The sequence below is a fragment of the Cytobacillus spongiae genome, from assembly GCF_021390075.1.
The window spans coordinates 478,815-501,741 of sequence record NZ_CP089997.1 but is presented as its reverse complement, the minus strand read 5'-3'; the positions used below and the strand labels follow the sequence as shown (position 1 = coordinate 501,741).

The window sequence follows — 22,927 nt, the reverse complement described above, 5'->3', positions numbered from 1 at the left end:
CTTAAAAAAAGCCTATCCTCTACTTTTAAACAAGCAGTGGATAGGCTGTATACTTCATCGATTATTGTAGAAAACCGTGTATTGCTCCTAAAAGAGTAAAAATGATTAGATGATCTCCAATTGCAATCACACATGCCTTTTTCGAAATCAAACCGAATAACATATTTTTGATATATACTAGTGAAATTAGCAATCCAATAATTAATCCGATGAAAATACCTTCAGTTATCTGATTTGAGCTAGTTGCTTGAACCAAAATTGCCACAAGGAACGAGCAGACAAACGCTAAGATAACAGAGTATATATATTTGAATGGGCCTTCTGTTTGCCCACTTTTCAACTCAGATTTATTCGATAGCATGATGGAATAATAAATACCTCCATATACCATATACGCAATTCCTCCCACTAAAATGGGTAAAAAATTCAAATTTTCCATCACCATAGATAGATTCCCCCTATTTTAACTATATGAAAATCATCATAATATTTCTGTTCCCTAAATGCAATGTTGTTCTTGCGAGACTTATTGTCGGAATTTTCCCAATTGTTATATAACGGAAAAAATTGATTTTATTTTCAGCATACTAATGCTATATTTTAATTATCAAACTTAGTACTATTTTCATATTTGTTTTTGTCATGCTGGAGGGATGGTATGATTTGGCTTAGCCCGTTATTAGTGAATATTCTCATCCTATTGCTTGGGATCTTTTCTTTTCAAGCATATTGGACAAGTCCTCAAAAAAAGTGGATTCATAAAAATGCGATGATGACCTTATTAGGGCTCGTCTGTATTTTCCTCATTATGTCTTTTCCTTTTAAGATGTCACCAGAAAGCATCTATGACTTACGAAAAATCCCGATTATCATCGGAACCCTATATGGAGGGTGGCCTGTTGGACTACTATTAATTATGGGGATGCTAGGTTATCGCTTCCTTCTCGGTGGTATGGGTGCCATTTATAGCATTATCATTTACGGAATCATATTTATTTCTTTATTCATTTTGAAAAAGCGGTTTGACCAATTTTCAAAGTGGCAACGCGTACTTTGGGCCACTATCATTGCTACCTTCGGATCGATTATTGGGCCGGTGCTAAATGTGTTTCATGGAAAACAACTAATTGAAGAGGGACTGCTACTATTTTATTTAGGATTTTTATTAATTAACGGAATATCAATGGCACTTTGCATCCATATCATTGAGAACATAATTGAAAACATCCGCCTGAAAGAGAGCATGGTTCGAAACGAAAAACTAACTGTCATCGGGCAACTTGCTGCTTCTTTAGCTCATGAAATTAGGAACCCACTAACGGCTAGTAAAGGCTTCCTCCAATTAGTACAGGAACAATCGACAGGTGAACTTCAAGAATACACGAAAATCTCCATTGACGAAATGGACCGTGCCCTTGCGATTATTAACGATTATCTTTCCTTTTCCAAACCAGAATCCAAAAAATTCGAACCGATTGACACGATAGAAATTGTGGAACAAGCAACGAGTGTTCTCACACCATATGCTTCCCTACATAATGTCACATTTGAACATGATAGTACGAACGCCAAGATCTATGGTGACAAAGACCACTTACTTCAATGCTTTGTGAATATAATAAAAAACGCCATTGAAGCCATGCCAAAGGGAGGAACCATCAACGTATACACTCAAATGACCGAGGACCTTGTTACTCTCACATTCCAAGATAACGGAATGGGCATGACAAAATCACAAGTAGAAAAGCTAGGTACTCCTTTCTTTTCCACTAAAGAGAAAGGTACTGGCCTTGGCATGATGCTAGTATTTAGTCTAATCAAATCCATGAACGGAACCGTTGACATACAAAGTAGTTCTGGTATAGGTACAACGATTACCATTTCATTTACGAGGATCTAACCGGTGAAGCATCGTTTATCTTTCAGTCATCGCTTGAAAAAGAACAGTCCACTTTTTTTAAGGTTTATGTAATATAGAAGATAGGTCTTGGCACATCATGTGTGAAGACCTCTTTTCTTTTATGACCTTTTTGGCCTATTTTTCTTGTTGGTTGGATCTTCATCGACTTGATGATGACCTTTCCCCTCTATTTTTCTCGGATTCTTGGTCTTCATCGGCTTGATGATGACCTTTCCCTTCTATTTTTCTCGGATTCTTGATCTTCATCGGCTTGATGATGACCTTTCCCCTCTATTTTTCTCGGATTCTTGATCTTCATCGGCTTGATGATGACCTTTCCCCTCTATTTTTCTCGGATTTTTATCCTTCATCCTCCTAATGAAGCTCACATCCCACTTCAGCAACCAAGGAACATAATAAAGGAGACGAACTCAGTGTTCCCCTCCAATTGCCAATCATATGAAGATTATTTCATCATACCATCAATTTGTTGAACCATTTTCGGATAATCTTTGCCTTCTTGACCAGTGAACGGTTGATCTAGCGGTTTCGTGTAGTAGTAAACTATGCCTCGATCCGCTTGAATAAATTTCTTCTGATTGTAAGGATCAGGCTTCCAAGTTTTACTACTAGTTGCTATGATGGTCACAATGTCCGCCTCTATTTTCGTTTTTGATTTGAACTGAAAAATGGTTTTATTTTGACCTTCTACGACTTTATACTTATTTGCCCATTCTTTCGGAATATCCAACTTGTAATAATATGAGTTATTTTCATATGTGCTTTTTTGTTCTGCATCTCCGCTTGTTGAAAATGCCATTAAAATAAGGGATAGTGCTACCAAAAACATGGCTACCATTGAGAAATATTTTCTTAAAGTCAACAACTTAAACAGTCATTTTCCAGCTTGATAAGGCAAGCCATTGTTCTTTTTCTTTATAGTCAGGCATTATTTTCCCAACAAGCCTCCAAAAGGAGCGGTCATGATTAAGGTGCACCATGTGACACATTTCATGAACAACGACATAGTCAATTACTTGCATAGGTGCCATCGCTAGTCGCCAATTGAATGTGAGCTGTCGATTCGAGTCACATGTCCCCCACGTTGTCTTGCTGTCAGAAATTTTTATCGAGCGTGGTGCTACTTTAAAGTGTGTTTGGAAATAGCGTATTCGCTTTTCAACTATCGCCTTACACTCTTGATAGTAAAAGCGTTTAATCGCTAATTTTACACGTTCATCGTTTAGTTCTCCCACGTAGACTTCAAGTAAATTCTCCTTAACAATGACATGATCCTTCGTTAGTTTCTGCTCGTGAATTATTTTTATTGCAAAGCTCGTTCCCAAGTAAAGAAACTTCTCACCTTCCTCGTATACCTTTTCCTGTTCTCCGCTTATTCTCCCGTTTATTTCCTTAATCGAATGCTGGATTTGATCCCAGTTGGACTCAAGTATTTGGCGAACTCTCTCTTCTGTTATTCCTTTCGGAGCATGAACTTCAACATTTCCACTATAGTCAATCTTCATCCCTACCGATGTTCGATTTTTATTCTTTATCTCAAAACGGATGCTATTTCCCCTATACGTATGTATCACATTATCACCTTACCAACTGTATTTCTTTACATGTATTCTAATTGGATTTGCTTATCGCAAACAACTATCTATTCTTTTCTAAAAACCATACTATATCTGCTCGTACATTCATAGACTTAAACGACCCATTTTTTATACGCAGGTCGTTAATTTAATATAATTTCTAGTTAATAATTATTATTATTGAAATCTAATTAATATTTTAGTATTATTATAAAGTAATAACGATTCTCACTATCTTTTCCATAAAAATTATATTTTTATATACAAGGAGGAAGTTCTCTTATGAATCCAAAAGACTCAGCTAACACAGGTGGATGCCCTTTCCATGGAGGTGCTACTAGCCAAAAAACGAGTGGTACAACTAATCGAGATTGGTGGCCAAATCAGCTAAACTTAACTATTTTACATCAGCATGATCGCAAATCGAATCCAATGGGAGAAGACTTTGATTACAATGAAGAATTTAAAAAACTAGATTATCAAGCTCTTAAAAAGGACCTTCATGACTTAATGACCGATAGCCAAGATTGGTGGCCAGCAGATTACGGACACTATGGACCTTTCTTTATTCGTATGGCGTGGCACGCTGCAGGTACTTATCGTACAGGTGACGGACGCGGAGGTGGTGCAACAGGAAACCAACGTTTTGCACCACTAAACAGCTGGGCTGATAACGGAAACCTTGATAAAGCGCGCCGCTTACTATGGCCGATTAAGCAAAAATACGGAAATAAAATTTCATGGGCGGACTTATTGCTTTTAACAGGAAATGTGGCCATTGAATCAATGGGCGGAAAGACTTTTGGATTCGGAGGCGGACGTGCAGATATATGGCATCCTGAAGAAGATATTTATTGGGGTACAGAGACAGAGATGCTTGGAAATAACCGATACTATGGTGATCGTGAACTTGAAAACCCCCTTGCTGCTGTTCAAATGGGCTTGATCTATGTAAACCCAGAAGGGCCAGATGGAAAGCCTGATCCACTTGCAAGCGCACGTGATATCCGTGAAACATTTGCTCGTATGGGGATGAACGATGAAGAGACAGTTGCTCTTACAGCAGGTGGACATACTTTCGGTAAATCCCATGGTGCAGGCGATGCTAGTCATGTTGGTCCAGAACCAGAGGCTGCACCGATTGAAGCACAAGGATTAGGCTGGTTAAGCAGCTATGAAAGCGGAAAAGGTAGTCACACAATAACAAGTGGCATTGAAGGAGCTTGGACAGCAAACCCAACTCAGTGGGATAACGGCTACTTTGACCTACTTTTCGGATATGAGTGGGAGCTAACTAAGAGTCCTGCAGGTGCATTTCAGTGGACAGCTGTAAACCCTGCGGAAGAACATTTGGCACCAGATGCGGAGGATTCTTCAAAGCGTGTACCAACGATGATGACAACGGCAGATATGGCGATGCGCATGGATCCGGCTTATGAAAAAATATCTCGACGATTCCATGAAAACCCTGAAGAGTTTGCGGATACGTTTGCTCGTGCATGGTTCAAACTGCTACATCGTGACATGGGTCCAATCACTCGTTACTTAGGTCCAGAAGTTCCGCAAGAAGAGTTAATTTGGCAGGATCCTATTCCAGCTGTGGATTATAAATTAACTACTGATGAAGTGGAAAAGATCAAGACATTAATCTTTGATTCAGGTCTAACTATTAGCGAGCTTGTGACAACGGCTTGGGCTTCTGCAAGCACATTCCGTGGCTCTGACAATCGTGGTGGGGCCAATGGTGGTCGCATCGCTCTTACACCTCAGAAGGATTGGGAAGTCAATGAACCTGAACAATTATCGAACGTACTATATACGTTTAAAAATATTCAAAAGCATTTAGAAAAGAAAGTGAGCTTAGCTGACTTAATCGTACTTGGCGGAAGTGTAGCAGTTGAAAAAGCAGCCCGTGATGCAGGGTTTGACGTTACAGTTCCATTTGCTCCTGGTCGAGGAGATGCGACCCAAGAGCAAACTGATGCAGAAAGCTTCGATGTATTAGAGCCAGCTGCTGATGGTTTCCGGAACTACCAGAAAAAGCAATATAGCGTAAGTCCTGAAGAACTTCTAGTAGATAAAGCCCAGCTTCTTGGATTAACAGCACCTGAGATGACTGTTCTGATTGGTGGTATGCGTGTACTAGGTGCCAACTTCAACGGGACAAAGCACGGTGTATTCACAGACCGTGTTGGTACATTAACAAACGACTTCTTCGTAAACCTACTCGATATGGGAGTGGAATGGAAGCCTGTTGACCCTAATATATACGAGGGGCGTGACCGTCAGACAGGTGAAGTTGTTCGTACGGCAACAAGAGTTGACCTTGTATTTGGTTCAAACTCTGTCCTTCGTGCCATTGCTGAAGTATATGCTCAAGATGATAACAAAGAGAAATTCGTGAATGACTTCATCGCCGCTTGGGTGAAAGTGATGAACGCTGATCGCTTTGATCTTAAATAAAAAAATTGATTGAAAAAGCGCACTGCTCCATGTGCGCTTTTTTCGCATACGCTGTTTTAATGTTTATGTTGGTTTATGGCTATTAAACTAGTCTGCCATAAAAAAAGACTAATTGTATTAAGCTGAACGCACACGTTAGTGCAATAAACACTTCATAAACTCTTTTCTACTTTCTTTATTGTGACCACCATATTTCTAAACAAGAATGCAACTATGGTGATGATCGCACCTACGAAAACTAAAAAAAATATAACTCGATTCCAAAGAGTATTATGGTTGCCATTATGACGTATTAAACCGTTTGCCCATACGGAGCCTAAACAGATTATAAAACCAATCCATTCAATAATTCTTAACATAGGTTTAACTACTCTCTGAATATCCCTACAATCATTTTTATCATAATTACCCAAAATTATAGAAGCTCAATCTTTTGACTCCTATGTTTCAATATATTATATTAATTGACGTATCAATAATTGACCTATCAACTTTTTTTAAAAAAAGGAGGATGATGCTTTGAACCAAGAGGAATTCATCATGACGCGACTAAATGATATTTATAAGCAGCTCGGTGCTAAGTTTGAGCGTTGCATTGGCATTAGTCCCTCTCGTATAGACCTCCTTCATCGGTTAATTGAAGTCGATGAAATTAGTCAAAGCGCTCTCCAGCGTGAAGTCAATATAGACAGTGCCGCTGTAACGAGACATCTAAAGCAGCTAGAAGCAAAAGGCTTGGTGTCCCGCCGGAAGAACCCCGATGATTATCGGATGACCTTTGTTCGCCTAACAAGCGAAGGTAGAGATCAAATTGAGGCATTATGCCAAGAGAAAAAACAATTCATCCATCAAGTATTGCAAGACTTTAATCAGGACGAACAACTGCTCTTAGCTGACATGCTAAAGCGAATCCAGCAAAATATTACAAACATACAAAATGAAGGTTAAAGGAGTTTTTCAACAATGAATAAGACGAATATCAATGACTTTCAAGAAATTATTAGCGGCCGCCGGTCCATTCGTAACTACGACCCTTCTGTCAAAATAAGCAAAGAAGAAATGACGGAGATTCTTCAAAAAGCTACACTTGCACCATCTTCGTTAAACCTTCAACCATGGCGTTTTCTTGTCATCGACAGTTCAGAAGGAAAAGCTACACTTGCTCCTCTTGCTAAATTCAATCAAACGCAGGTAAACACATCAGCAGCTGTTATTGCTGTGTTTGTCGATATGAATAGCGTAAACCATCTAGAAGAAATATACGATGAAGCGGTTCGCAAAGGCTACATGCCTCCGGAGGTAAGAGATCAACAAATCCCAGCTATTAAGGGCTACATTAATGATGCTCCAACAGAAAAATATAAAGAAATGAATTTAATTGATGGTGGGATTGTTTCGATGCAGCTTATGCTTGCTGCCCGGGCACATGGATATGACACAAATCCTATTGGTGGCTTTGAAAAAGATCAAATTGCAGAAGCTTTTGGGATGGATAAAGATCGCTATTATCCAGTAATGCTGATTTCTATCGGAAAAGCAGCAGATGCAGGCTATCAATCGGTTCGCCTTCCAGTTGAACAAATTACTGAGTGGAAATAATATCATGTCCTAATTAATGAAGGAATACCGATACAACAATAATTAATAGGAAAAGAGGAATTCAAATGATTATCATTCACGCACACTTTGAAGTTAAAGCTGACAAAGAACAAGCATTTCTTGAAGAGATTAAGCCACTAGTAACTGCTTCGCAAGCAGAAGACGGAAATATCTCCTACGAGCTAATGAAAAACAGCGCTAAGGGACTGGCTTATTCAATGATCGAGCTATGGAAAGACGTTGAAGCAGTAGATTTCCACAACAAGAGCGCCCACTTTATTGCTTTTGGAAAAAAAGCACCTGAATTTATGGCTGCCCCTGTTGATGTTCAAGTATTCAACGGAGAAAAGCTAGAACGATAAGGATTATGCCTGATCACATAGGATATGAAGGTCAGGCTTTTTTACCTCCCCCCCCTCTCCCTGCTATATCCTCTCGTTTAAATACCTCTCCATTTTATTTACTTTCCGATTGTTAAGTAAACTGTAAGAGCCATTCACGTGCTACTATAAGAAAGAATTCATATTTTTTTAAAGGTGGGTACAAGGTTTGAGAACTCCATTTTTAGTTAAGAAGATACCTTGGGTCAAAAGCCGCTTCGCTCTTATTCCAGAAAGAGATGGGACCTATAGTGTTTTTTTAATCCTGACCTTGCTAATTGCGACTATGGTAGCTGCTGTCGTCCAAGCACTCGGAAACCCGACAGGAGCTACCTTATTTTCACGCGCTGTTGATCTAGGATTGGCGGTTACTCTAAATGGGTGGCTTTTTGGCTTATTCACTTTTATACTAGCTTTCTTTCTTACTTGTTTACACGCACCTGTTCCGCGCTTGTTACTTGGGAGCTTCGGCTATACTACTACTGGAATTATTACAATTTTACTAATTGAAAAAGCTGGTATTATTTTCTCTATATTTATTGGGATTAGCTATAGTATAGTCACTATATGCATAGGTTTATTGCTGATTTTTTCTTACAAACTTATAAAAAAAAGGGGTGGAATGCTACTTATCGCCCTTCTTTCCTCTGCCATATGTAGTTTTGTTTTTTTTGAAAATGGAAAAGAGAAAAAGCCGCAACAAATTAGCCAGCAATCGTTCAACATAGAAGATCCCTCCAAAATGGGGGGATATGATTATTCCTTTTTAACCTATGGGTCTGGTAGTGATAGATACCGCCCTGAATTTGCAGAAAATGTTGATGTCGTCACCCCTTCTGTCGATGCATCAACATATATAACCAAATGGGGGAAGAACAGAGAAGCATTTTGGGGATTCGGCCCCGATCAACTCCCTATAAATGGAAGAGTTTGGGTACCAAAAGGGAAAGGGCCTTTTCCAATTCTCATAATCGTCCACGGAAATCACACGATGGAAGACTTCTCTACAAGCGGATATGATTATCTAGGCGAGCATTTAGCTAGTCGAGGGTTCATTACTATTTCAGTCGATGAGGATTTTCTCAATCACTCGAACATCTCAGGAACGCCAAATGATGATCATAAAATGCGTGCATGGATGCTCTTGCAACATTTAGTGCATCTAAAGAACATGAACCATACTGACGAAAGCCCCTTATATCGTAAGATGGATTTGCAACAGATCGCATTAATTGGGCATTCAAGAGGAGGACAGGCCGCGGCAATTGCGGCTGATGCTAATCGTTTTTTTAAAGATGACGATTTGCTTAGCAAGCTTGATGATATTGAGGTACAAGCAGTCATCGGCCTTGCTCCTACAGATGTTCGGATAGATGGAAAAAGACCATCCTTGCACGATATTTCTTATTTGCTGCTTCATGGCGCAAGGGATGGTGACGTGAATGACTATCCAGGTGAGCAACAATTCAATCGGGTTTATTTTCGCAATTCAAGTACAGATTTTAAAGCAGCTCTTTATATCGAGGATGCCAACCATAGCCAGTTCAATTCCACATGGGGGCGAATGGATACGAGCATACCGAAAGGCCTTTTCTTAAGCCAACGAGAGATCATGGATCCAGAAGAACAACGGCAGGTTGCAAAAGTATATATTTCTGCTTTTGTTGAAGTTATCTTTCATGGAAATACATCTTATAAAAAGCTGTTTCGTGATTATCGATATGGGGCAAATTGGCTTCCTAATACAATTTTCATAAACCAGTATCAAAATTCAACTTATTCACCTATCCTACAATTTAGACAAAATCGATCTGTTTTTTCAGAAGGGTTAAGATCGACACACCAAGGATTTGAAGAAGTAAAGGTAACCACACCGCCAGGTAAAGACGCTTCAGCTAATGCTCTCTTTCTTAACTGGAAAGCTACTGCTGAGTATTCCATTCATTTACCGAAAGGCTTCCTAATCAAGCGTAGCCAGCAAAATCTAGTCCTCACTATGGCGAATATGATTTGGACGGGAGAACAGGAAACCCACCCAAATATACAAATCGAACTAGAAACAGATGATGGCACCAAGGTTCAACTATCATTAGATTCATTTATGCCTTTTCCTCCCGTAATAATGACCAACTATACGCACTTCGGCTGGTTTGACCCTATATTTCGGGGGGACCAATACAAGCAGTCATGGGAACCTATTTATCAAACGTTCGAACTTCCCCTCAAGTCATTTAAAAAGGAGCTTCCTGAAATGGATTGGAAAAATGTGACCACCATTTCACTTCATTTTTCATCGAGTAAAGGGAAAGTGTTAGTAAAAGAAATCGGGTTTGGAAACTAAACTCAAAAAGCCTGACCCTATTTTAAGGAAAGGGTCAGGCATATTTTATAGTTCTTCTTTTATATCTTCTTCACTGCTTGGGTTTAAACGATCTGGAATTGTCACATGAACATGCTGGTCTCCCTTTGTTCGTGAAGAATAGGACTTCATCAATTCGGCAACATCAATACCAACCAATTCTTTCAATGGCTCCTGCATATCGACCATTGTTTTGGTAATGCTCTTTCCAAAGGACGGAACACCATTCCCATTTCCTGAATCAATAATTTTAACTGATTCAATATTGTTTAGTGGCTGAGCAATTTTCTCAGCGAATACTGGTAGCATTTCGATCAGTTTTTCCATAATGATGACATCTCCATGCTTTTCCATTGCTTCTGCTAGCAGTCTTCTCGCTTCTGCTTCGGCAGAGCCTCGTTCACGTATAACATCCGCTTCAGCAGAACCTTCTTCACGACGAATTTTTGCCTTTGCTTCCCCATCAATCTCTGCTTTACGAGCTTCTGCTTCGGCTCTACGAGTAGTTTCATAGTAATCCGCATCTGCCTTCGTCTTGCGGACCTTGCTTTCCTCTTCCTCTAGCTTTACTGCACGCTCGCGCTCTAAGAATTTTAGCGTTAATTCTTCTTCCTTTACTTCCTTTGCAAGCTTTGCTTTTTCTAACTCATAAGACTGCTCTGATTTTGCGCGTGCTCGTTCAGTCTCTTCTTTAAAAGCTGCATCTTTAAGATCTTTTTCTTTTTTCGATTCAGCAATCGTAATTTGACGTTTGTACTCTTCTTCCTTGGCCTCTTGATCCATTTTTGCTCTGTGAATTCTTGTTTCCCGCTCACTATCAGCTTCGGCAATTTCAGCTAGTTTACGAACCTCCGCAATCCGCGGTCGTCCTAGGTTTTCTAAGTATCCATTCTCTTCATCTGAATCTCGGATGTCCGTTAAGCCTAGTGCAGTAATTTTAAAGCCCATTAAATCTAACTGCTTTTGAGCAATTTCAGAAACGTCCTGATTAAACTTCTCTCGATCATTATTAATTTCTTCAACAGTCATTTTTGAAAGAATTGCCCGTAGATTACTTCCAAGAACTTCGATGATTTCCTCTTCAATCTCTTTCTGAGCTTTCCCTAGAAATTGCTCTGCATAGTTGGCAATCCCATTTAGCGAATCTGCAACCTTTACCATTGCAACAGCATCCGCAACAATTGGAACTCCTCCATTTGTATAGACGCGTGGAGTCGATAACTTTAACTGAAAGGATGTTAGATTAACCGGAGTAGACGTCTGAAAGCGCTTTAGCAAATACCCGCCTCCACGGATAATCTTCATCGATCTTCCCTCTGAATCTGTGAAAATGTTACTCTCTTTCTCCGGGTCCCCGAGCTTTGGCCCTGTAATAATGAGCGCTTCATTCGACTTCGCTGTTCGATAGCGGAACTTCACCCAAAAGAAATACCCAAGTCCACCAATCGCTGCAATAATTAAGATAGGAATTAAAAAGATCATAACACCTAATAGCTCAAACATATCCTCACCCCAACCTACTAATTTAAATGCCTAGTATATATACGGACATAAACCAGGAAAGTTTCCAAAATATTTCAAAATCTGAGTAGGGTGGAACGCGGGGACGGGTACCTTGTCCCTCTCCCAACTGGGACAAGGTACCCGTCCCCATGTCTCACCTAAAAAAACACAAAGCTGTATTTTCAGCTTTGTGTTTTTTTAGCGTTATTCTTCTTTTAATACCTGCTGTACCGGTACTTTTTTTAGCAATGGGAGCAGAGTCAAGATTCCTATTGCCAGCATGATGGCAGAACCTTGATAAATATATACAATGGAGAAATGTGTTTTTAGCCAGCCTGCAGCTGACATTGTGATGACCATTGCACCCATAAATAGAGGATTCAATATTCCATTTACTCTTCCGATGAAAGCTTCTTCGGTATTTTGTAGGATCATTGTATTGATCCCAATATGGATACACGGCATAAATAGACCTGCAAAGAACTGAGCCGCTAACGTGAACCATAAATATGTGGAGAAGCCCATACCAATAAATCCAATCGCACTCGCTGCCATTCCAATGGCTAATAGCATTTGTGGCTGAACTTTTTTCGCTATTGCTACCGTAATTCCTCCACCAAGAATCATTCCGACTCCAAATGCAGCCATTAACCATTGAAGGTTTTCTTTTGGAAGACCCAGTCTTTCTGTAATGAGAAATACACCAAGTGGCTGTGTAAGCCCAATCGCTAGTCCTGCTGCTGCAAAACAAGCTCCTAAAAGAGAAAGCGGTCTGCTGTTTAAAACATAGCGGAACCCTTGCTTCATCTCTTCCATTAAACTTGTTTGCGGTTTTTCTTTCGCTGGTTCTGGGTCCTTCGGCAGCATAAAAAGAACAGCAGCTGAGCATAGGAAGGCGACTCCCATCACTCCAACAGATGCCATAATTCCAAATCGTTGATATACAAAAGTTCCTAAGATGGGACCTAAAATCATAAACAACGCAAACATTGTTTGATAAATGGACATTCCCATTTGTACTAGCTCAGCTGGTACATGCAGCTTGAAAAGCTTCATTCCGGATGGCTGTGAGAACTGGGAAAGAATCGATGAGACAAGAGTTGCAAAGAAGATCACTTGCCAGCTACCTAAAAAGAGAGTGATCAAAACGACAAAAACGGAAATTGCACTTAAAAAATCGCACCAAATCATTGTCCGCTTCGGCCGCCAACGATCTGCAAACGTTCCTCCAATAAAGGAAAATAGAAAAATAGGTGCAAATTCAGCAACCGATATCAATGATACGGCAACCGGATCTTCATTTGTTTTCTCAATTACATACAATAAGATGGAATAGTTCCTAACCCAAATACCTATTTGCAAAAATAATACAGATATCAATATGGTCTTAATCACTCGGTTTTTAAATAAATCTCCAAGTCCTAAACGTTGTTGTGGAGTAGCTTCCATGAATGCCTCCTTCTTATCCTTGATGATACTTTTATAGAATGATTCTACACTAGGAATTTAAATTACGCATTAATATGTGTAAATTTTTTCTAAAAACCAAAGGGACGGGTTCCTTGTCCCACTTTGGGACAAGGAACCCGTCCCCTCGTCTACCCTCGTCTAGATTTGTGCTAGGCACCATGCTTTTGTAATTTCATCAGCAAACGATGCTTCTACACTATTTAAATAGATCCGACGATAGTCATCTTTACTTAGATGAAATTCGTTGTCGACTAAGCTGAATTCCTTTGCCATCGTAGTATCTGAAACTGTTCTGTTATCCGTATTAACTGTTACCTTTATGCCATCCGAATGGAACTTGTAGATCGGATGATCTCGGTAATGCGCGACTGCTTTTGTTTGAACATTACTCGTTGGGCACATTTCCAGTACGACTTGTTGGTTTTTCACAATTTCATATGCTTCAGTACAGTCCTTGATAAATACACCATGCCCAATTCGCTCAGCTCCTAAAAGCTCAACTGCCTCAAGAACGTTTCGACCAATTCCTGTTTCACCAGCATGGATCGTCACTCTGTACCCATATTGACGGGCTAAAGCAATGGGCTCAACGAATGTTCTACAGAATCCTTCTTCTTCGTTGGCACATAAATCAATAGCCACAACACCTTTGCCAAGGAATTTCTTCCCCTTTTCAACTACTTCAAAGGCACTCTCTGCAGACATCGTCCTCATGCAGGACAAAATAATATTTCCTTTTATTTCGTATTGGCTTTCCGCTTCCCTCATTCCATCAATGACACTTGAAATGATTTCTTCAACCTCAAGTCCTTTCTTAATGTGTAATAATGGCGCAAATCGAACCTCCATGTATTTCACATGTTCCTTTGCTGCATCCTCAAACAGTTCAAAACTAATTCTTTTTAAATTTTCCTTCGATTGCATCACTAAATTAGGAAGATCAAACCTCTTTAAATATTCATCAAGAGACTCACAATCTAATGGAGCAACGAGCTCTTTTTGAAGCTCTTCCTTGTTAAAAGTGGGAAGATCAATTCCTTCTTTTTTCGCTATATCGAGAATCGTTTCTGCTCTAAGACTCCCATCCAAATGACAATGTAGTTCAATCTTCGGTAAAGTTAAAAAATCCATAATTTCCTCCTAAATTTATATTTTTGGTAATAAAAAAAATTCCTGATTATGAAGAAAATACAATGACTGAATTTGTACCTTCTTCGTAATCAGGAATTTCGGTTCCTGGTAGAGACCTCCAAACCATATTATTGGAGTTATACGAAAAATATATTTATCTATACGATAATTTTTTATTAGGATAATAAAAAGAACTGATTTTGTCAACCGAGGGGACGGGTTCACTGTCCCACGTTATCAAAATGAAATTGATATAGGGACAAGGAACCCGTCCCCTTGTCCGCCCTTGTACGTGCTATAATTAGAAGGCTATGTGATCAAAAGTTGGCGGAGGATATTTGATGATTTCTTTTTTATTAACTTTAAAGCGGTTTTTGACTGCCTTTTTCCGTATTATGAAAGAGCCGTTATTTCGAGCATTGCTTACTACGCTCGTATTCATCATCCTTTCAGGTACTTTGTTTTATAAAGGAGTTGAAGGGTGGTCTTTACTAGATTCACTTTATTTTGCTTTTACGAGCCTAATGCCCACTAGTGTTAGCACAGGGTTAACACCACAAACTGACTTAAGTAAATGGTTTACAATGATTTACCTCGTTGTTGGGATTGGTGTCATGCTTATGGTCTTAATTCGAATAGGTCTTGCAGTGGCAGATATCGAACGATCAGAGATTAACCTCTTAGAAAAAAAGAAAAAGTAACCGTATCCAAAAGATGTTCCATTCAATAGAAATCCTAGCAAAGGAAAGGTGCTTGCCCATAGTAAACGAACTCGTTCAGTTACTTTGGGCAAGCACCTTTTTTTCAAGTAAGAATCGGTTTAGAGGTTTTCCATTAAACGTTTCGCAATTCTCTTATAATCATCTCGATCGATTCCTGGAGCGAATTCTTCTGGCAGGTCATCTAGGTTTGGAATCGGTGCGCCTTTTGGCGAACCTTCCTTCACAATGAGCCTTTCGCCATTTTCTGGATTCGTTCCCTTCCAAATTTGTTTGATGTCTACGTAATCGCCAACATCATTCCATGTATATAAGATATTGGCTAAGCCTTGGTCTTCAAATTTTCTTGCGTGATCGAACTTTGTATTCGATAAGTTCGGCAGTGGAATCATCTTTTTCATATCGACTCCTGTAGCAATCTCCAAAGCTTTTGCATAGGCTAACACATGCGTCCCTCCGCGGACCAATAAATACCCAATCATTTCACGAGCTGTCTCATTCTCTGTCATTTCATAGACTCTCATCTTATGCGTTCGAGCCCCTACCTCTAAGAAAAAGTTATGAAGCAAATCCAATATTAAGTTCCCGCTATTAAATACATTGTCTCCTGTCCATGCGCGTCCCATCGAATCTCCAGCTAAGGCTGTTTGAGCCGTAGCAATGAACTGGTACGTATTTCGACTGTCCTTTCCCTCTCGAAGTGGGGTCACATCAGGGTCTCCTGTATAAAAAGTATTTCCTCGGGATAATAGATTGATTGCGTTCGTAACCAGCTCGACATGCCCAAATTCCTCAGCCGTAATACTTGCCACTAGATCATAAAAGGGCTTTAACTTATCCTTTCTACGGAAGTTAAAGGATTGAAACATATAATTATTCAATGTGGACATTTCTCCAAATTTCCCACCTAATAGCTCTTGAACGACTGCTGCTGCATTAGGGTCTCCATGTTCTGGAATCGGAAGGTCAATTAACAATCGGTTCTCACGTTTAAACATGTTATTCCCTCCCTATCCTCTTGGAATTACCCAAACAATTTGTTGAATTCGAATAAAAAATGGAGAACCTCCAGATTCGACTACGATATGGTCCGGCATTACGGTTGTTAATTTTCCCGTTACTGTTCCTTTAGTCGTTTGGACAACAACAACTCCCCCTACTACTCCTTGAAGCGTTTGATACACATACGGATCAATATTACTCACAAAAGAAGGTGTTAGTTGGCTCATGCTGACTCCACTCCCTTGTTAGAATGTTAAACAATGGAATATATGTTTCTAGCAAAGGAGATATACATATAAAAAGGGGTCTCCCCAAAATGGTTAAGCCCCTTTTTTAACACATTTACAACCGTTCTTTAATTTTTTGGATTACTTGTTTATAAAAAGGGATTCCATGAGGAACAAAATCATTCCTGGTGACTTCCTTCGAATATATCCGCCGTTTTCCTTCTGAATCTACAATAAATCCTTCCACCACTACAGATTCCCTATCCCCTAGCCATAGCTCACAAAAATCACTAAATCCCGTTGAAACAACCCCTGAAACCTCATCCGGCTGAACCATAAAAGTATCAAGGCGATGTTTACTTTTATAAAGAAAAACATTTGCTAGTTCTTTATCAATAAACCCTTCTTGGACCACACAATACTCTAGCACACCTAATGATTCTAACTCTTGAAAGGGCAAATCCATTCCGACTTCCTCCTGGATTTCCCTAATACCATCCTCCACCTTCTCTTCTGCTGATAGATGACCCGCTACAGTAATATCTAATAGACTAGGATAATCTTTCTTTGTATCACTACGAAGCTGTAAATAAATAGAATCTCTTTCATCATGTTGGGATACAAACCAGCAATGGAACGTCTCGTGCCAATAACCGAGCTTATGTACATCCGTTCGGGACGCAACCCCAATCTCATTTCGATCCTCATCAAATATCTTAAAGTACTCCTCTACCATACTCTCCCACCTTCTTTTGTAAATAACCATTCACAATCTACTTTAGCCTGTTGAATCAATTCCTCCATATTACTAGTTAATTGGACAAGAGCCTCTATGACGAACCCATTTTCAAACTCATTCAGCGGCTCTGGTAATTCATGTTCATCTAGCATGAAGAACTCACCATTTGGAAAAACAAACATATCAATAATGAGATCCTCGAAGATTACCATATCATCTGTCACAGTCGTATTCTTAACGAGATTAAAATAAGACCCTAAATTATTTCCTTTCACATCTCTCCAAAAATATAAATTATAAGGCTGATTCTCCCAGTAGTAGGCAAATGTATAACTTCCCTTTGGAATTATAACTTCTCTCTGATTCACCATCATCGTAAATGCTCGTTCAATTTTGTGTAATAGTATTAGCTGTTTCAGATCCCTTTTGAGTAGCCTACATGTATGCTCAACAATAGAAGTATCATAGCAAATTTTTCTTTCGATAACTTTCTTTTCTTGATACATCTACATAACCTGCCCCCAATCAGTAGATATGCTACCTAACGTAACTCATCATTGATGACCGCTTGATATCATGTTATTCCGCTAATACCTAGCATTCATCTATTAGCCTAATTTACTCTATTATACAAAATCTAGCAAAAATGGTTATTTTCCTTCTATCATTTTAACTATACCGAATATATCAATTTGCATATCTTGTACTATACCAACAGAAAGGAATGATTAAGAATGGATTCAATTTTAGAAAGCTTAATTGAAATCAAGAAAAAACAAAGAACTAAGATTACAACTATTTTAGGAGATATTCAAGCACAATTACAAAAGCAGTTCCAGTTACAAAAACAACTACAGTTTCAATTACAACAGCAGCAACAAAAGCAGGCACAATCACAAAATGACACAGACACGATATCAAACGTTGGAAATCCGACTTTAAGAAATATCGGAAACCCCACTGTAAACGTGAATGTGTCTGGCGGGTTTGGCGATTTGGAAGCAGGGAAGCTTGTAGAATTCAAGTCCTTTGTCCAAAACTCCATTAACTCCACTGGGCTTTTGCCAAATACTCCTCTCGCTGCAGAAACAACAGTAGCTCAGGTTACACTTGATGATGTCGAGGCAGGAAACCAGGTTTTACTAAATGGATTATTTTTTGTAGACAATGATAACAATGCTCGAGAAGACTTAAGAGTAAGAATCTATAAAAATGCTATTGCACCTGCAAATCTAATCTATGATGCTCCATCGATCGAAATTGATGCAGAAACTCGAGATGATGAAAACCAACCCATCCCAGTCCTACACGTAGATCAAATCGGATCAGACGCAACAAACGTCCGCTATATCCTAACAGCACAAGGAAACTTATTCCTAAGAGGACCAATCACATTCACAGCATCTGAAATTCGTTAGTTGAAAAAGGCCTGACTCCTATACGGGGTTCAGGCCTTAGATATAGATGAGCGATAACCATTTTTCTTTGACTTTGTATTGATGTCCTACAAGATCAATTCGCATTAGATGATTTGTATTCACTTATTTGAACAAACGTACTATTAAATGCCATGCCGACATTTCCTGAAGAAACTTCTCCCATGTCAGTTGGTATAAAGGATATTAAGCGATTCAATAAGTAATGATCCGCTTGTATTAGTAAAATAGATGGGTGTACTTCATAGGATAGAATACATTTTAACTTGATTTCCCCGTGTTGATTATAAATAATAGCCCATGATCCATTCTTCAACCCTTTTTTGGCTGCGCTTGACGGATGAATATATACGATAAGCTCTTTCTTTTCCCTATTATTTAGATCTAGATTGTGAAACTGTGAGTTTAGCGTGAATTGACTGTGGTTAGTGAGCAAAAGAAACTGGTCATCGTCTTCCTCAATAGTCGAAAACGTATAATGTGCTATAGGTGGTTTGGCATTCTTCAAGGCTTTTTCTGAATAAAATTCGAATTTACCTGAAGGGGTCTCAAAGTTTTTGTCTTCCCATGCTATTTTCGGAAACTGAACTCTTTTTGGGCCATCTAATAATTCCCGCCAATTCTCAATTTTTAATTTTTGATAAAGATCGGTTGTAAATTCTTCCTCAATAAAGTCCTCAATCGATTTTTCATATGGAAATGTTGAAAAGCCTGGCCTTAACTCATTTAAACGTTTTGCCAAGAGCCTCATAATTTCTAAATCGCTTTTACTTTCATAATATGGTTCGATGGCTGGTTCATTGATGCCCATCCAATGGTGCCAATAGCTTGGAACAATATCCCATTCTTCAAAATTGGTTGTAGTTGGTAATACAATATCTGATAAATTGGCAGTTGGAGTTAGAAACTGATCGACAGTTACAACTAGATCTAAGTTATGGAGTAGCTTCTCCAATAATTTTTGATCAGGATTTTGGGTAAGGAGATTCCTGCATGAAACCCATAGCATTTTAATTGGAGGTTCCTTTGCTTCCATTAGACCCTTAGCGAAATCGTTCATATGAAGTGGACGTACACTACTTACTTCGTTATAACCATTTTGATAATATTTCATAATCTTATTTGTGAATTCTAAGCTTGCCTGTTGAGCGTACAAAATCCCCGAGCCTTTTTTTCCAACATTCCCTGTCATAGCCATTAACGCGTTGATGGCTCGGATATTTTGACCACCATTTTTATTCCTTTGAAACCCGAATCCTATCCAAACCATTGCATTTGTTCCGATGATGGTTTCCGCTAATTTCTCAACGATTTCCTTCTCAAGTCCACATTCTTTTAGGAGTTCATCTATTTCTAAAGAATGGAGATAAGTGAGGAAGACTTCGAAACCAACTGTATTTTGATCGATAAAATGATTATCAATCCCATTCTTCTCTACAATTGTTTTAGCAATAGCAAGAGCCATGGCCCCATCTGTACCTGGTTTAATTTGAACGTATATGTCAGATTTCTTCGCAGTAGCAGTATAAACAGGGTCAATCGTAATAATGGTAGCCCCTCTGCTTTTGGCTTTATATAAATAGGGAACTGAGTGAATCGATGTCCATACAGGATTGCTTCCCCACAAGATAATTGTTTTGGCATAGCTTAGTTGCTCTGGTTCTGACGTTTTGTAACCACCAAAATCATAGATGGAAGCATCCAATCCCGATGACCAACAAGGCGAACCAACAGCACGAGAGGTCTGGCCTAAACTATTAAAAAACCCCTCAACACTATTATGCAAGAGACCAAAATTCCCAGAATACTTATTTAAAGCAAGAGCAAGATTTGATTCATACCGGTCATAAAGCTCGACGATTTTTCTACAAATCCTATCAATTGCCTCATCCCATGTTGTTCTATTCCATTCCCCGCTCCCTCTTTTGCTTTGAATCATCGGATACTTAAGCCGCTCAGGATGGTAGACATGAGACAAATAATTGTATCCCTTAGGACACAGCTTTCCTGAAGTATAGCCATGCTTCTTATCACCCGTTACTTTTACTAACTTGCCGTTTCTTGTATATCCGAGCATCGCGCAGCTGCTGTAACAGTTTCTAGGGCAAACGTGACGAGACATTTTATAAAAGGTATCCATTCATCATTCCCCTGACTATTTTTATGGATTTTGTGAAATTCATCACATTGTCACTGAATTACTTCCCATTATAAACTAAAATAGTATTAAGAATATACCCTTTCTAAAAGAGGTGAAGCTCTATGAAACAATTAGCCTTTTTTATAGATATAGATAAATGTATTTATTGCAATTCTTGTACCTTTGCTTGTAACAATGAAAATCGTACAGGAGATTATAAAAGGCGAAAGGTTCTATCCTTTTCTGATAGCCATTCATTTGAAGAGATGCATTTCTCTATGTCTTGCAATCACTGTGAGACTCCTGCATGTATGACCGTATGTAGCCGTAATTGCATTCGGAAAATGCGCAATGGAATTGTTGTTCTAAATCCACATTCCTGTGACGGTTGTGGAAAATGTGAGTCTGTATGTCCTTTTCAAGCGATATCTATTAATACGGCAACTAAAAAAGCAGATAAATGCGACATGTGCTATAGCAGGTTACAACAGAATGAAGCACCTGTATGTGTAGAATCCTGCATTGCCGGCGCAATAAAAATTGGTGATATTCATGCACATGATGCCTCTGAATACTCGACTTCCTTTGGGGAATTTTCGATGAAAAACTTCACCAACCCCTCAACCAGATTAAAATATTCTAAGAAAGACAAAATTCGAATTTGGGGTACCAATTAAGATGAAACCAGTGAATTCATTAACTTATGAAACATTAATAACTTGCAGTCCGTTTTTTTATAGCCAAATTCTTGGTGGGTGGGTAGGAAAACAAAATCTACTCCAGCATGTTGTTTTAAATGAAATGCCTAAGGAAAAAGACAGTTTGGTCATCATACCCCTCTCGGAAGATTCGATCCTTCTTGTAGAGAGTCATCTTAGGGACAACAATTGTTCAGGAATGGTACTGATTGCTTGTCCTTCGTATGATATCCCAAGCGCCATCACAGACATAGCCAACGATATACAAAAACCTTTACTTCATCTTGAAAATTTTAGCGAGGAAGAAGTATACAAACGCATGAAAGAGGTATTCTTCCTCTATGAAAACAATCTATTGTCCATGATGAAGAATGATTTAACCACTTACTGGCTTCAATTATTTCACGAGAAAGGTTTAGAACGAGTAGTTGATCAGTTTAATCAATTCCTAGGCCATGACATTTCATTATTTACTGAGAACAAGAAGCCGGTTCCTCTTTTCCCAAACAAGTATTCAGAAAAAGACTTGGTTTCTATTGACTGGAACGAGCAAGGCTCTACGGAAAAGAGACTCACAGCTGTTCACAACAAAGAAACGTTTTTAGTATGTTATCCTATTTCTGATTCAAATCAACAACACTTTGCGTACCTTTTATATGAAAATAGTTGCTCACAAACCCCATCAACTTCCTTGCTGGTAGAGTCTATCGCACCGACAATGATTTCGTGGTTAAAACAAATGGAGCTAATTCGCCATGTCCATTCAAAATATAAGGACCAATTCCTGTTTGATATTCTTCATAATAATATTGATTCTGAAAGAGAATTGATGGAGTTAGGCTTATTAAGGGGAATGGAATTTACCCCAAATGCCTTTGCTCTTTCAATGAACATAAACAGCCACCGGACCATTCCGATCGATATCATAAAGAATATTCAAAGAATCATGTTGGAGAGCCGTTTGTCAGAGGATATTATTTATACAACCTACCTCAATCATCGGATCGTTGCCATTGTTTGTCCATCCATGCAAACTGAGCACAACAAGAGTGACTACAATCGTTGGATTGAAGATGTGCGAAATCAAATAAAATATCAATATCCTGATATTGATACAATGATTGGGATTGGGCGAAGCTATTATTCTAATTTAGCGATATACCAAAGCTTCCAAGAATCGAAAATTGCCCTCCAAATGGAGGTTTATGGCCTTGGCTCTGACGGGATTATCTTCTATGAAGATATCGGATATGTGCGGCTACTCTCCTATATTCACAATGACTTATTAAAGGATTTTTCCAAGCAATACATCGGAAATTTAATAGACCATGACAGAGAATACGGGACGGATCTAGTTCAAACTTTATCAACCTATTGCGCTCAGAACGGAGATATCGCTCGATGTGCAGAAAGCTTATATATTCATCAGAATACCTTACGACAAAGACTGAAGAAAATTGAACACATCTTAAATATTGAATTACATCAGTATACATCTCTCGTCAATTTGATTTTATCCTTAAAAATCGCTCAGGAAATGAACATTGATTGAAGGATGGAATT

The 22,927-nt window shown here is 38.9% G+C and carries 21 protein-coding genes and 1 riboswitch; of the genes, 10 read left to right on the top strand and 11 right to left on the bottom strand.

Annotation, left to right across the window (positions count from 1 at the left end):
• Positions 1-61: 61 nt before the first annotated feature.
• Entirely contained in the window at positions 62-445 is a 384-nt protein-coding gene (locus tag LS684_RS02650; RefSeq protein ID WP_233809681.1) for a DUF1761 domain-containing protein, read from the bottom strand.
• A gap of 213 nt (positions 446-658) precedes the next feature.
• On the opposite strand from LS684_RS02650, the gene LS684_RS02645 reads away from it, so the two are divergent.
• Complete coding sequence (locus tag LS684_RS02645) at positions 659-1,900, top strand: ATP-binding protein (protein WP_233809678.1); 1,242 nt, start codon at positions 659-661, stop codon at positions 1,898-1,900.
• 466 nt (positions 1,901-2,366) lie between these two features.
• Here the strand turns inward: LS684_RS02645 and LS684_RS02640 are convergent, their stop codons facing one another.
• Positions 2,367-2,759, bottom strand: coding sequence for a hypothetical protein (locus LS684_RS02640; RefSeq protein ID WP_233809676.1), 393 nt, complete (start codon positions 2,757-2,759; stop codon positions 2,367-2,369).
• Positions 2,760-2,787: 28 nt separating this feature from the next.
• On the bottom strand, positions 2,788-3,495 hold the full coding sequence (locus tag LS684_RS02635) for a M48 family metallopeptidase (RefSeq protein ID WP_233809674.1): 708 nt from the start codon (positions 3,493-3,495) through the stop codon (positions 2,788-2,790).
• Positions 3,496-3,780: 285 nt separating this feature from the next.
• Here LS684_RS02635 and katG point away from each other — a divergent pair, with 285 nt between their 5' ends.
• The 5 genes from katG (at position 3,781) to LS684_RS02610 (ending at position 10,281) form a co-directional block, all read left to right on the top strand.
• On the top strand, positions 3,781-5,961 hold the full coding sequence (gene katG / locus LS684_RS02630; protein WP_233809673.1) for a catalase/peroxidase HPI: 2,181 nt from the start codon (positions 3,781-3,783) through the stop codon (positions 5,959-5,961).
• A 540-nt stretch (positions 5,962-6,501) separates the two neighbouring features.
• The gene (locus LS684_RS02625) at positions 6,502-6,909 is read left to right on the top strand and encodes a MarR family winged helix-turn-helix transcriptional regulator (RefSeq protein ID WP_233811521.1); all 408 of its coding nucleotides are present in this window, start codon (positions 6,502-6,504) and stop codon (positions 6,907-6,909) included.
• 15 nt (positions 6,910-6,924) lie between these two features.
• Positions 6,925-7,560: a nitroreductase family protein gene (locus LS684_RS02620; protein WP_233809671.1), complete on the top strand. Its 636-nt coding sequence runs from the start codon at positions 6,925-6,927 to the stop codon at positions 7,558-7,560.
• A gap of 65 nt (positions 7,561-7,625) precedes the next feature.
• Positions 7,626-7,922 (top strand): putative quinol monooxygenase, encoded by a 297-nt coding sequence (locus LS684_RS02615; protein WP_233809669.1) that lies wholly within the window; start codon positions 7,626-7,628, stop codon positions 7,920-7,922.
• A gap of 187 nt (positions 7,923-8,109) precedes the next feature.
• Positions 8,110-10,281 (top strand): alpha/beta hydrolase family protein, encoded by a 2,172-nt coding sequence (locus tag LS684_RS02610; RefSeq protein ID WP_233809667.1) that lies wholly within the window; start codon positions 8,110-8,112, stop codon positions 10,279-10,281.
• A 45-nt stretch (positions 10,282-10,326) separates the two neighbouring features.
• Here the strand turns inward: LS684_RS02610 and LS684_RS02605 are convergent, their stop codons facing one another.
• The 3 genes from LS684_RS02605 to add form a co-directional block, all read right to left on the bottom strand.
• Positions 10,327-11,802, bottom strand: coding sequence for a flotillin family protein (locus tag LS684_RS02605; RefSeq protein ID WP_233809665.1), 1,476 nt, complete (start codon positions 11,800-11,802; stop codon positions 10,327-10,329).
• 204 nt (positions 11,803-12,006) lie between these two features.
• Entirely contained in the window at positions 12,007-13,251 is a 1,245-nt protein-coding gene (locus tag LS684_RS02600) for an MFS transporter (protein WP_233809663.1), read from the bottom strand.
• 159 nt (positions 13,252-13,410) lie between these two features.
• On the bottom strand, positions 13,411-14,403 hold the full coding sequence (gene add / locus LS684_RS02595) for an adenosine deaminase (protein WP_233809661.1): 993 nt from the start codon (positions 14,401-14,403) through the stop codon (positions 13,411-13,413).
• 66 nt (positions 14,404-14,469) lie between these two features.
• A riboswitch (purine riboswitch) is annotated at positions 14,470-14,568 on the bottom strand.
• A gap of 176 nt (positions 14,569-14,744) precedes the next feature.
• Here add and LS684_RS02590 point away from each other — a divergent pair.
• Positions 14,745-15,104, top strand: a complete 360-nt coding sequence (locus LS684_RS02590; RefSeq protein ID WP_233809659.1) for a potassium channel family protein — start codon at positions 14,745-14,747, stop codon at positions 15,102-15,104.
• A gap of 119 nt (positions 15,105-15,223) precedes the next feature.
• Here LS684_RS02590 and LS684_RS02585 read toward each other — a convergent pair whose 3' ends face one another.
• From LS684_RS02585 to LS684_RS02570, 4 genes are all read right to left on the bottom strand, one after another.
• Positions 15,224-16,120, bottom strand: coding sequence for a manganese catalase family protein (locus LS684_RS02585; RefSeq protein ID WP_233809657.1), 897 nt, complete (start codon positions 16,118-16,120; stop codon positions 15,224-15,226).
• 12 nt (positions 16,121-16,132) lie between these two features.
• Complete coding sequence (locus LS684_RS02580; protein WP_233809655.1) at positions 16,133-16,351, bottom strand: YuzF family protein; 219 nt, start codon at positions 16,349-16,351, stop codon at positions 16,133-16,135.
• Positions 16,352-16,466: 115 nt separating this feature from the next.
• A complete protein-coding gene (locus tag LS684_RS02575; RefSeq protein WP_233809653.1) occupies positions 16,467-17,087 on the bottom strand; it encodes an NUDIX hydrolase in 621 nt (206 codons plus the stop codon).
• Positions 17,081-17,596: a ribonuclease FAU-1 family protein gene (locus LS684_RS02570; protein ID WP_233809651.1), complete on the bottom strand. Its 516-nt coding sequence runs from the start codon at positions 17,594-17,596 to the stop codon at positions 17,081-17,083. The genes LS684_RS02575 and LS684_RS02570 overlap by 7 nt, the downstream gene beginning before the upstream one ends.
• Before the next feature lie 228 nt (positions 17,597-17,824).
• On the opposite strand from LS684_RS02570, the gene LS684_RS02565 reads away from it, so the two are divergent.
• Entirely contained in the window at positions 17,825-18,508 is a 684-nt protein-coding gene (locus LS684_RS02565) for a hypothetical protein (RefSeq protein WP_233809649.1), read from the top strand.
• Positions 18,509-18,602: 94 nt separating this feature from the next.
• Here LS684_RS02565 and LS684_RS02560 read toward each other — a convergent pair whose 3' ends face one another.
• Positions 18,603-20,666: a molybdopterin-dependent oxidoreductase gene (locus tag LS684_RS02560; protein WP_233809647.1), complete on the bottom strand. Its 2,064-nt coding sequence runs from the start codon at positions 20,664-20,666 to the stop codon at positions 18,603-18,605.
• 122 nt (positions 20,667-20,788) lie between these two features.
• Between LS684_RS02560 and LS684_RS02555 the strand changes: the two genes are divergently transcribed.
• On the top strand, positions 20,789-21,343 hold the full coding sequence (locus tag LS684_RS02555) for a 4Fe-4S dicluster domain-containing protein (protein ID WP_233809645.1): 555 nt from the start codon (positions 20,789-20,791) through the stop codon (positions 21,341-21,343).
• Position 21,344: 1 nt separating this feature from the next.
• Entirely contained in the window at positions 21,345-22,916 is a 1,572-nt protein-coding gene (locus LS684_RS02550) for a PucR family transcriptional regulator (protein ID WP_233809643.1), read from the top strand.
• The last annotated feature ends 11 nt before the right edge of the window (positions 22,917-22,927 follow it).

Coding starts and splice junctions, on each gene's coding strand:
- katG (WP_233809673.1), top strand. CDS start 3,781: ATGAATCCAAAAGACTCAGCTAACACAGGTGGATGCCCTTTCCATGGA.
- LS684_RS02575 (WP_233809653.1), bottom strand. CDS start 17,087: ATGGTAGAGGAGTACTTTAAGATATTTGATGAGGATCGAAATGAGATT.
- LS684_RS02580 (WP_233809655.1), bottom strand. CDS start 16,351: ATGAGCCAACTAACACCTTCTTTTGTGAGTAATATTGATCCGTATGTG.
- LS684_RS02620 (WP_233809671.1), top strand. CDS start 6,925: ATGAATAAGACGAATATCAATGACTTTCAAGAAATTATTAGCGGCCGC.
- LS684_RS02650 (WP_233809681.1), bottom strand. CDS start 445: ATGGTGATGGAAAATTTGAATTTTTTACCCATTTTAGTGGGAGGAATT.
- LS684_RS02590 (WP_233809659.1), top strand. CDS start 14,745: ATGATTTCTTTTTTATTAACTTTAAAGCGGTTTTTGACTGCCTTTTTC.
- LS684_RS02625 (WP_233811521.1), top strand. CDS start 6,502: ATGACGCGACTAAATGATATTTATAAGCAGCTCGGTGCTAAGTTTGAG.
- LS684_RS02560 (WP_233809647.1), bottom strand. CDS start 20,666: ATGGATACCTTTTATAAAATGTCTCGTCACGTTTGCCCTAGAAACTGT.
- LS684_RS02565 (WP_233809649.1), top strand. CDS start 17,825: ATGGATTCAATTTTAGAAAGCTTAATTGAAATCAAGAAAAAACAAAGA.
- LS684_RS02600 (WP_233809663.1), bottom strand. CDS start 13,251: ATGGAAGCTACTCCACAACAACGTTTAGGACTTGGAGATTTATTTAAA.
- LS684_RS02645 (WP_233809678.1), top strand. CDS start 659: ATGATTTGGCTTAGCCCGTTATTAGTGAATATTCTCATCCTATTGCTT.
- add (WP_233809661.1), bottom strand. CDS start 14,403: ATGGATTTTTTAACTTTACCGAAGATTGAACTACATTGTCATTTGGAT.
- LS684_RS02640 (WP_233809676.1), bottom strand. CDS start 2,759: ATGGTAGCCATGTTTTTGGTAGCACTATCCCTTATTTTAATGGCATTT.
- LS684_RS02585 (WP_233809657.1), bottom strand. CDS start 16,120: ATGTTTAAACGTGAGAACCGATTGTTAATTGACCTTCCGATTCCAGAA.
- LS684_RS02550 (WP_233809643.1), top strand. CDS start 21,345: ATGAAACCAGTGAATTCATTAACTTATGAAACATTAATAACTTGCAGT.
- LS684_RS02615 (WP_233809669.1), top strand. CDS start 7,626: ATGATTATCATTCACGCACACTTTGAAGTTAAAGCTGACAAAGAACAA.
- LS684_RS02555 (WP_233809645.1), top strand. CDS start 20,789: ATGAAACAATTAGCCTTTTTTATAGATATAGATAAATGTATTTATTGC.
- LS684_RS02570 (WP_233809651.1), bottom strand. CDS start 17,596: ATGTATCAAGAAAAGAAAGTTATCGAAAGAAAAATTTGCTATGATACT.
- LS684_RS02605 (WP_233809665.1), bottom strand. CDS start 11,802: ATGTTTGAGCTATTAGGTGTTATGATCTTTTTAATTCCTATCTTAATT.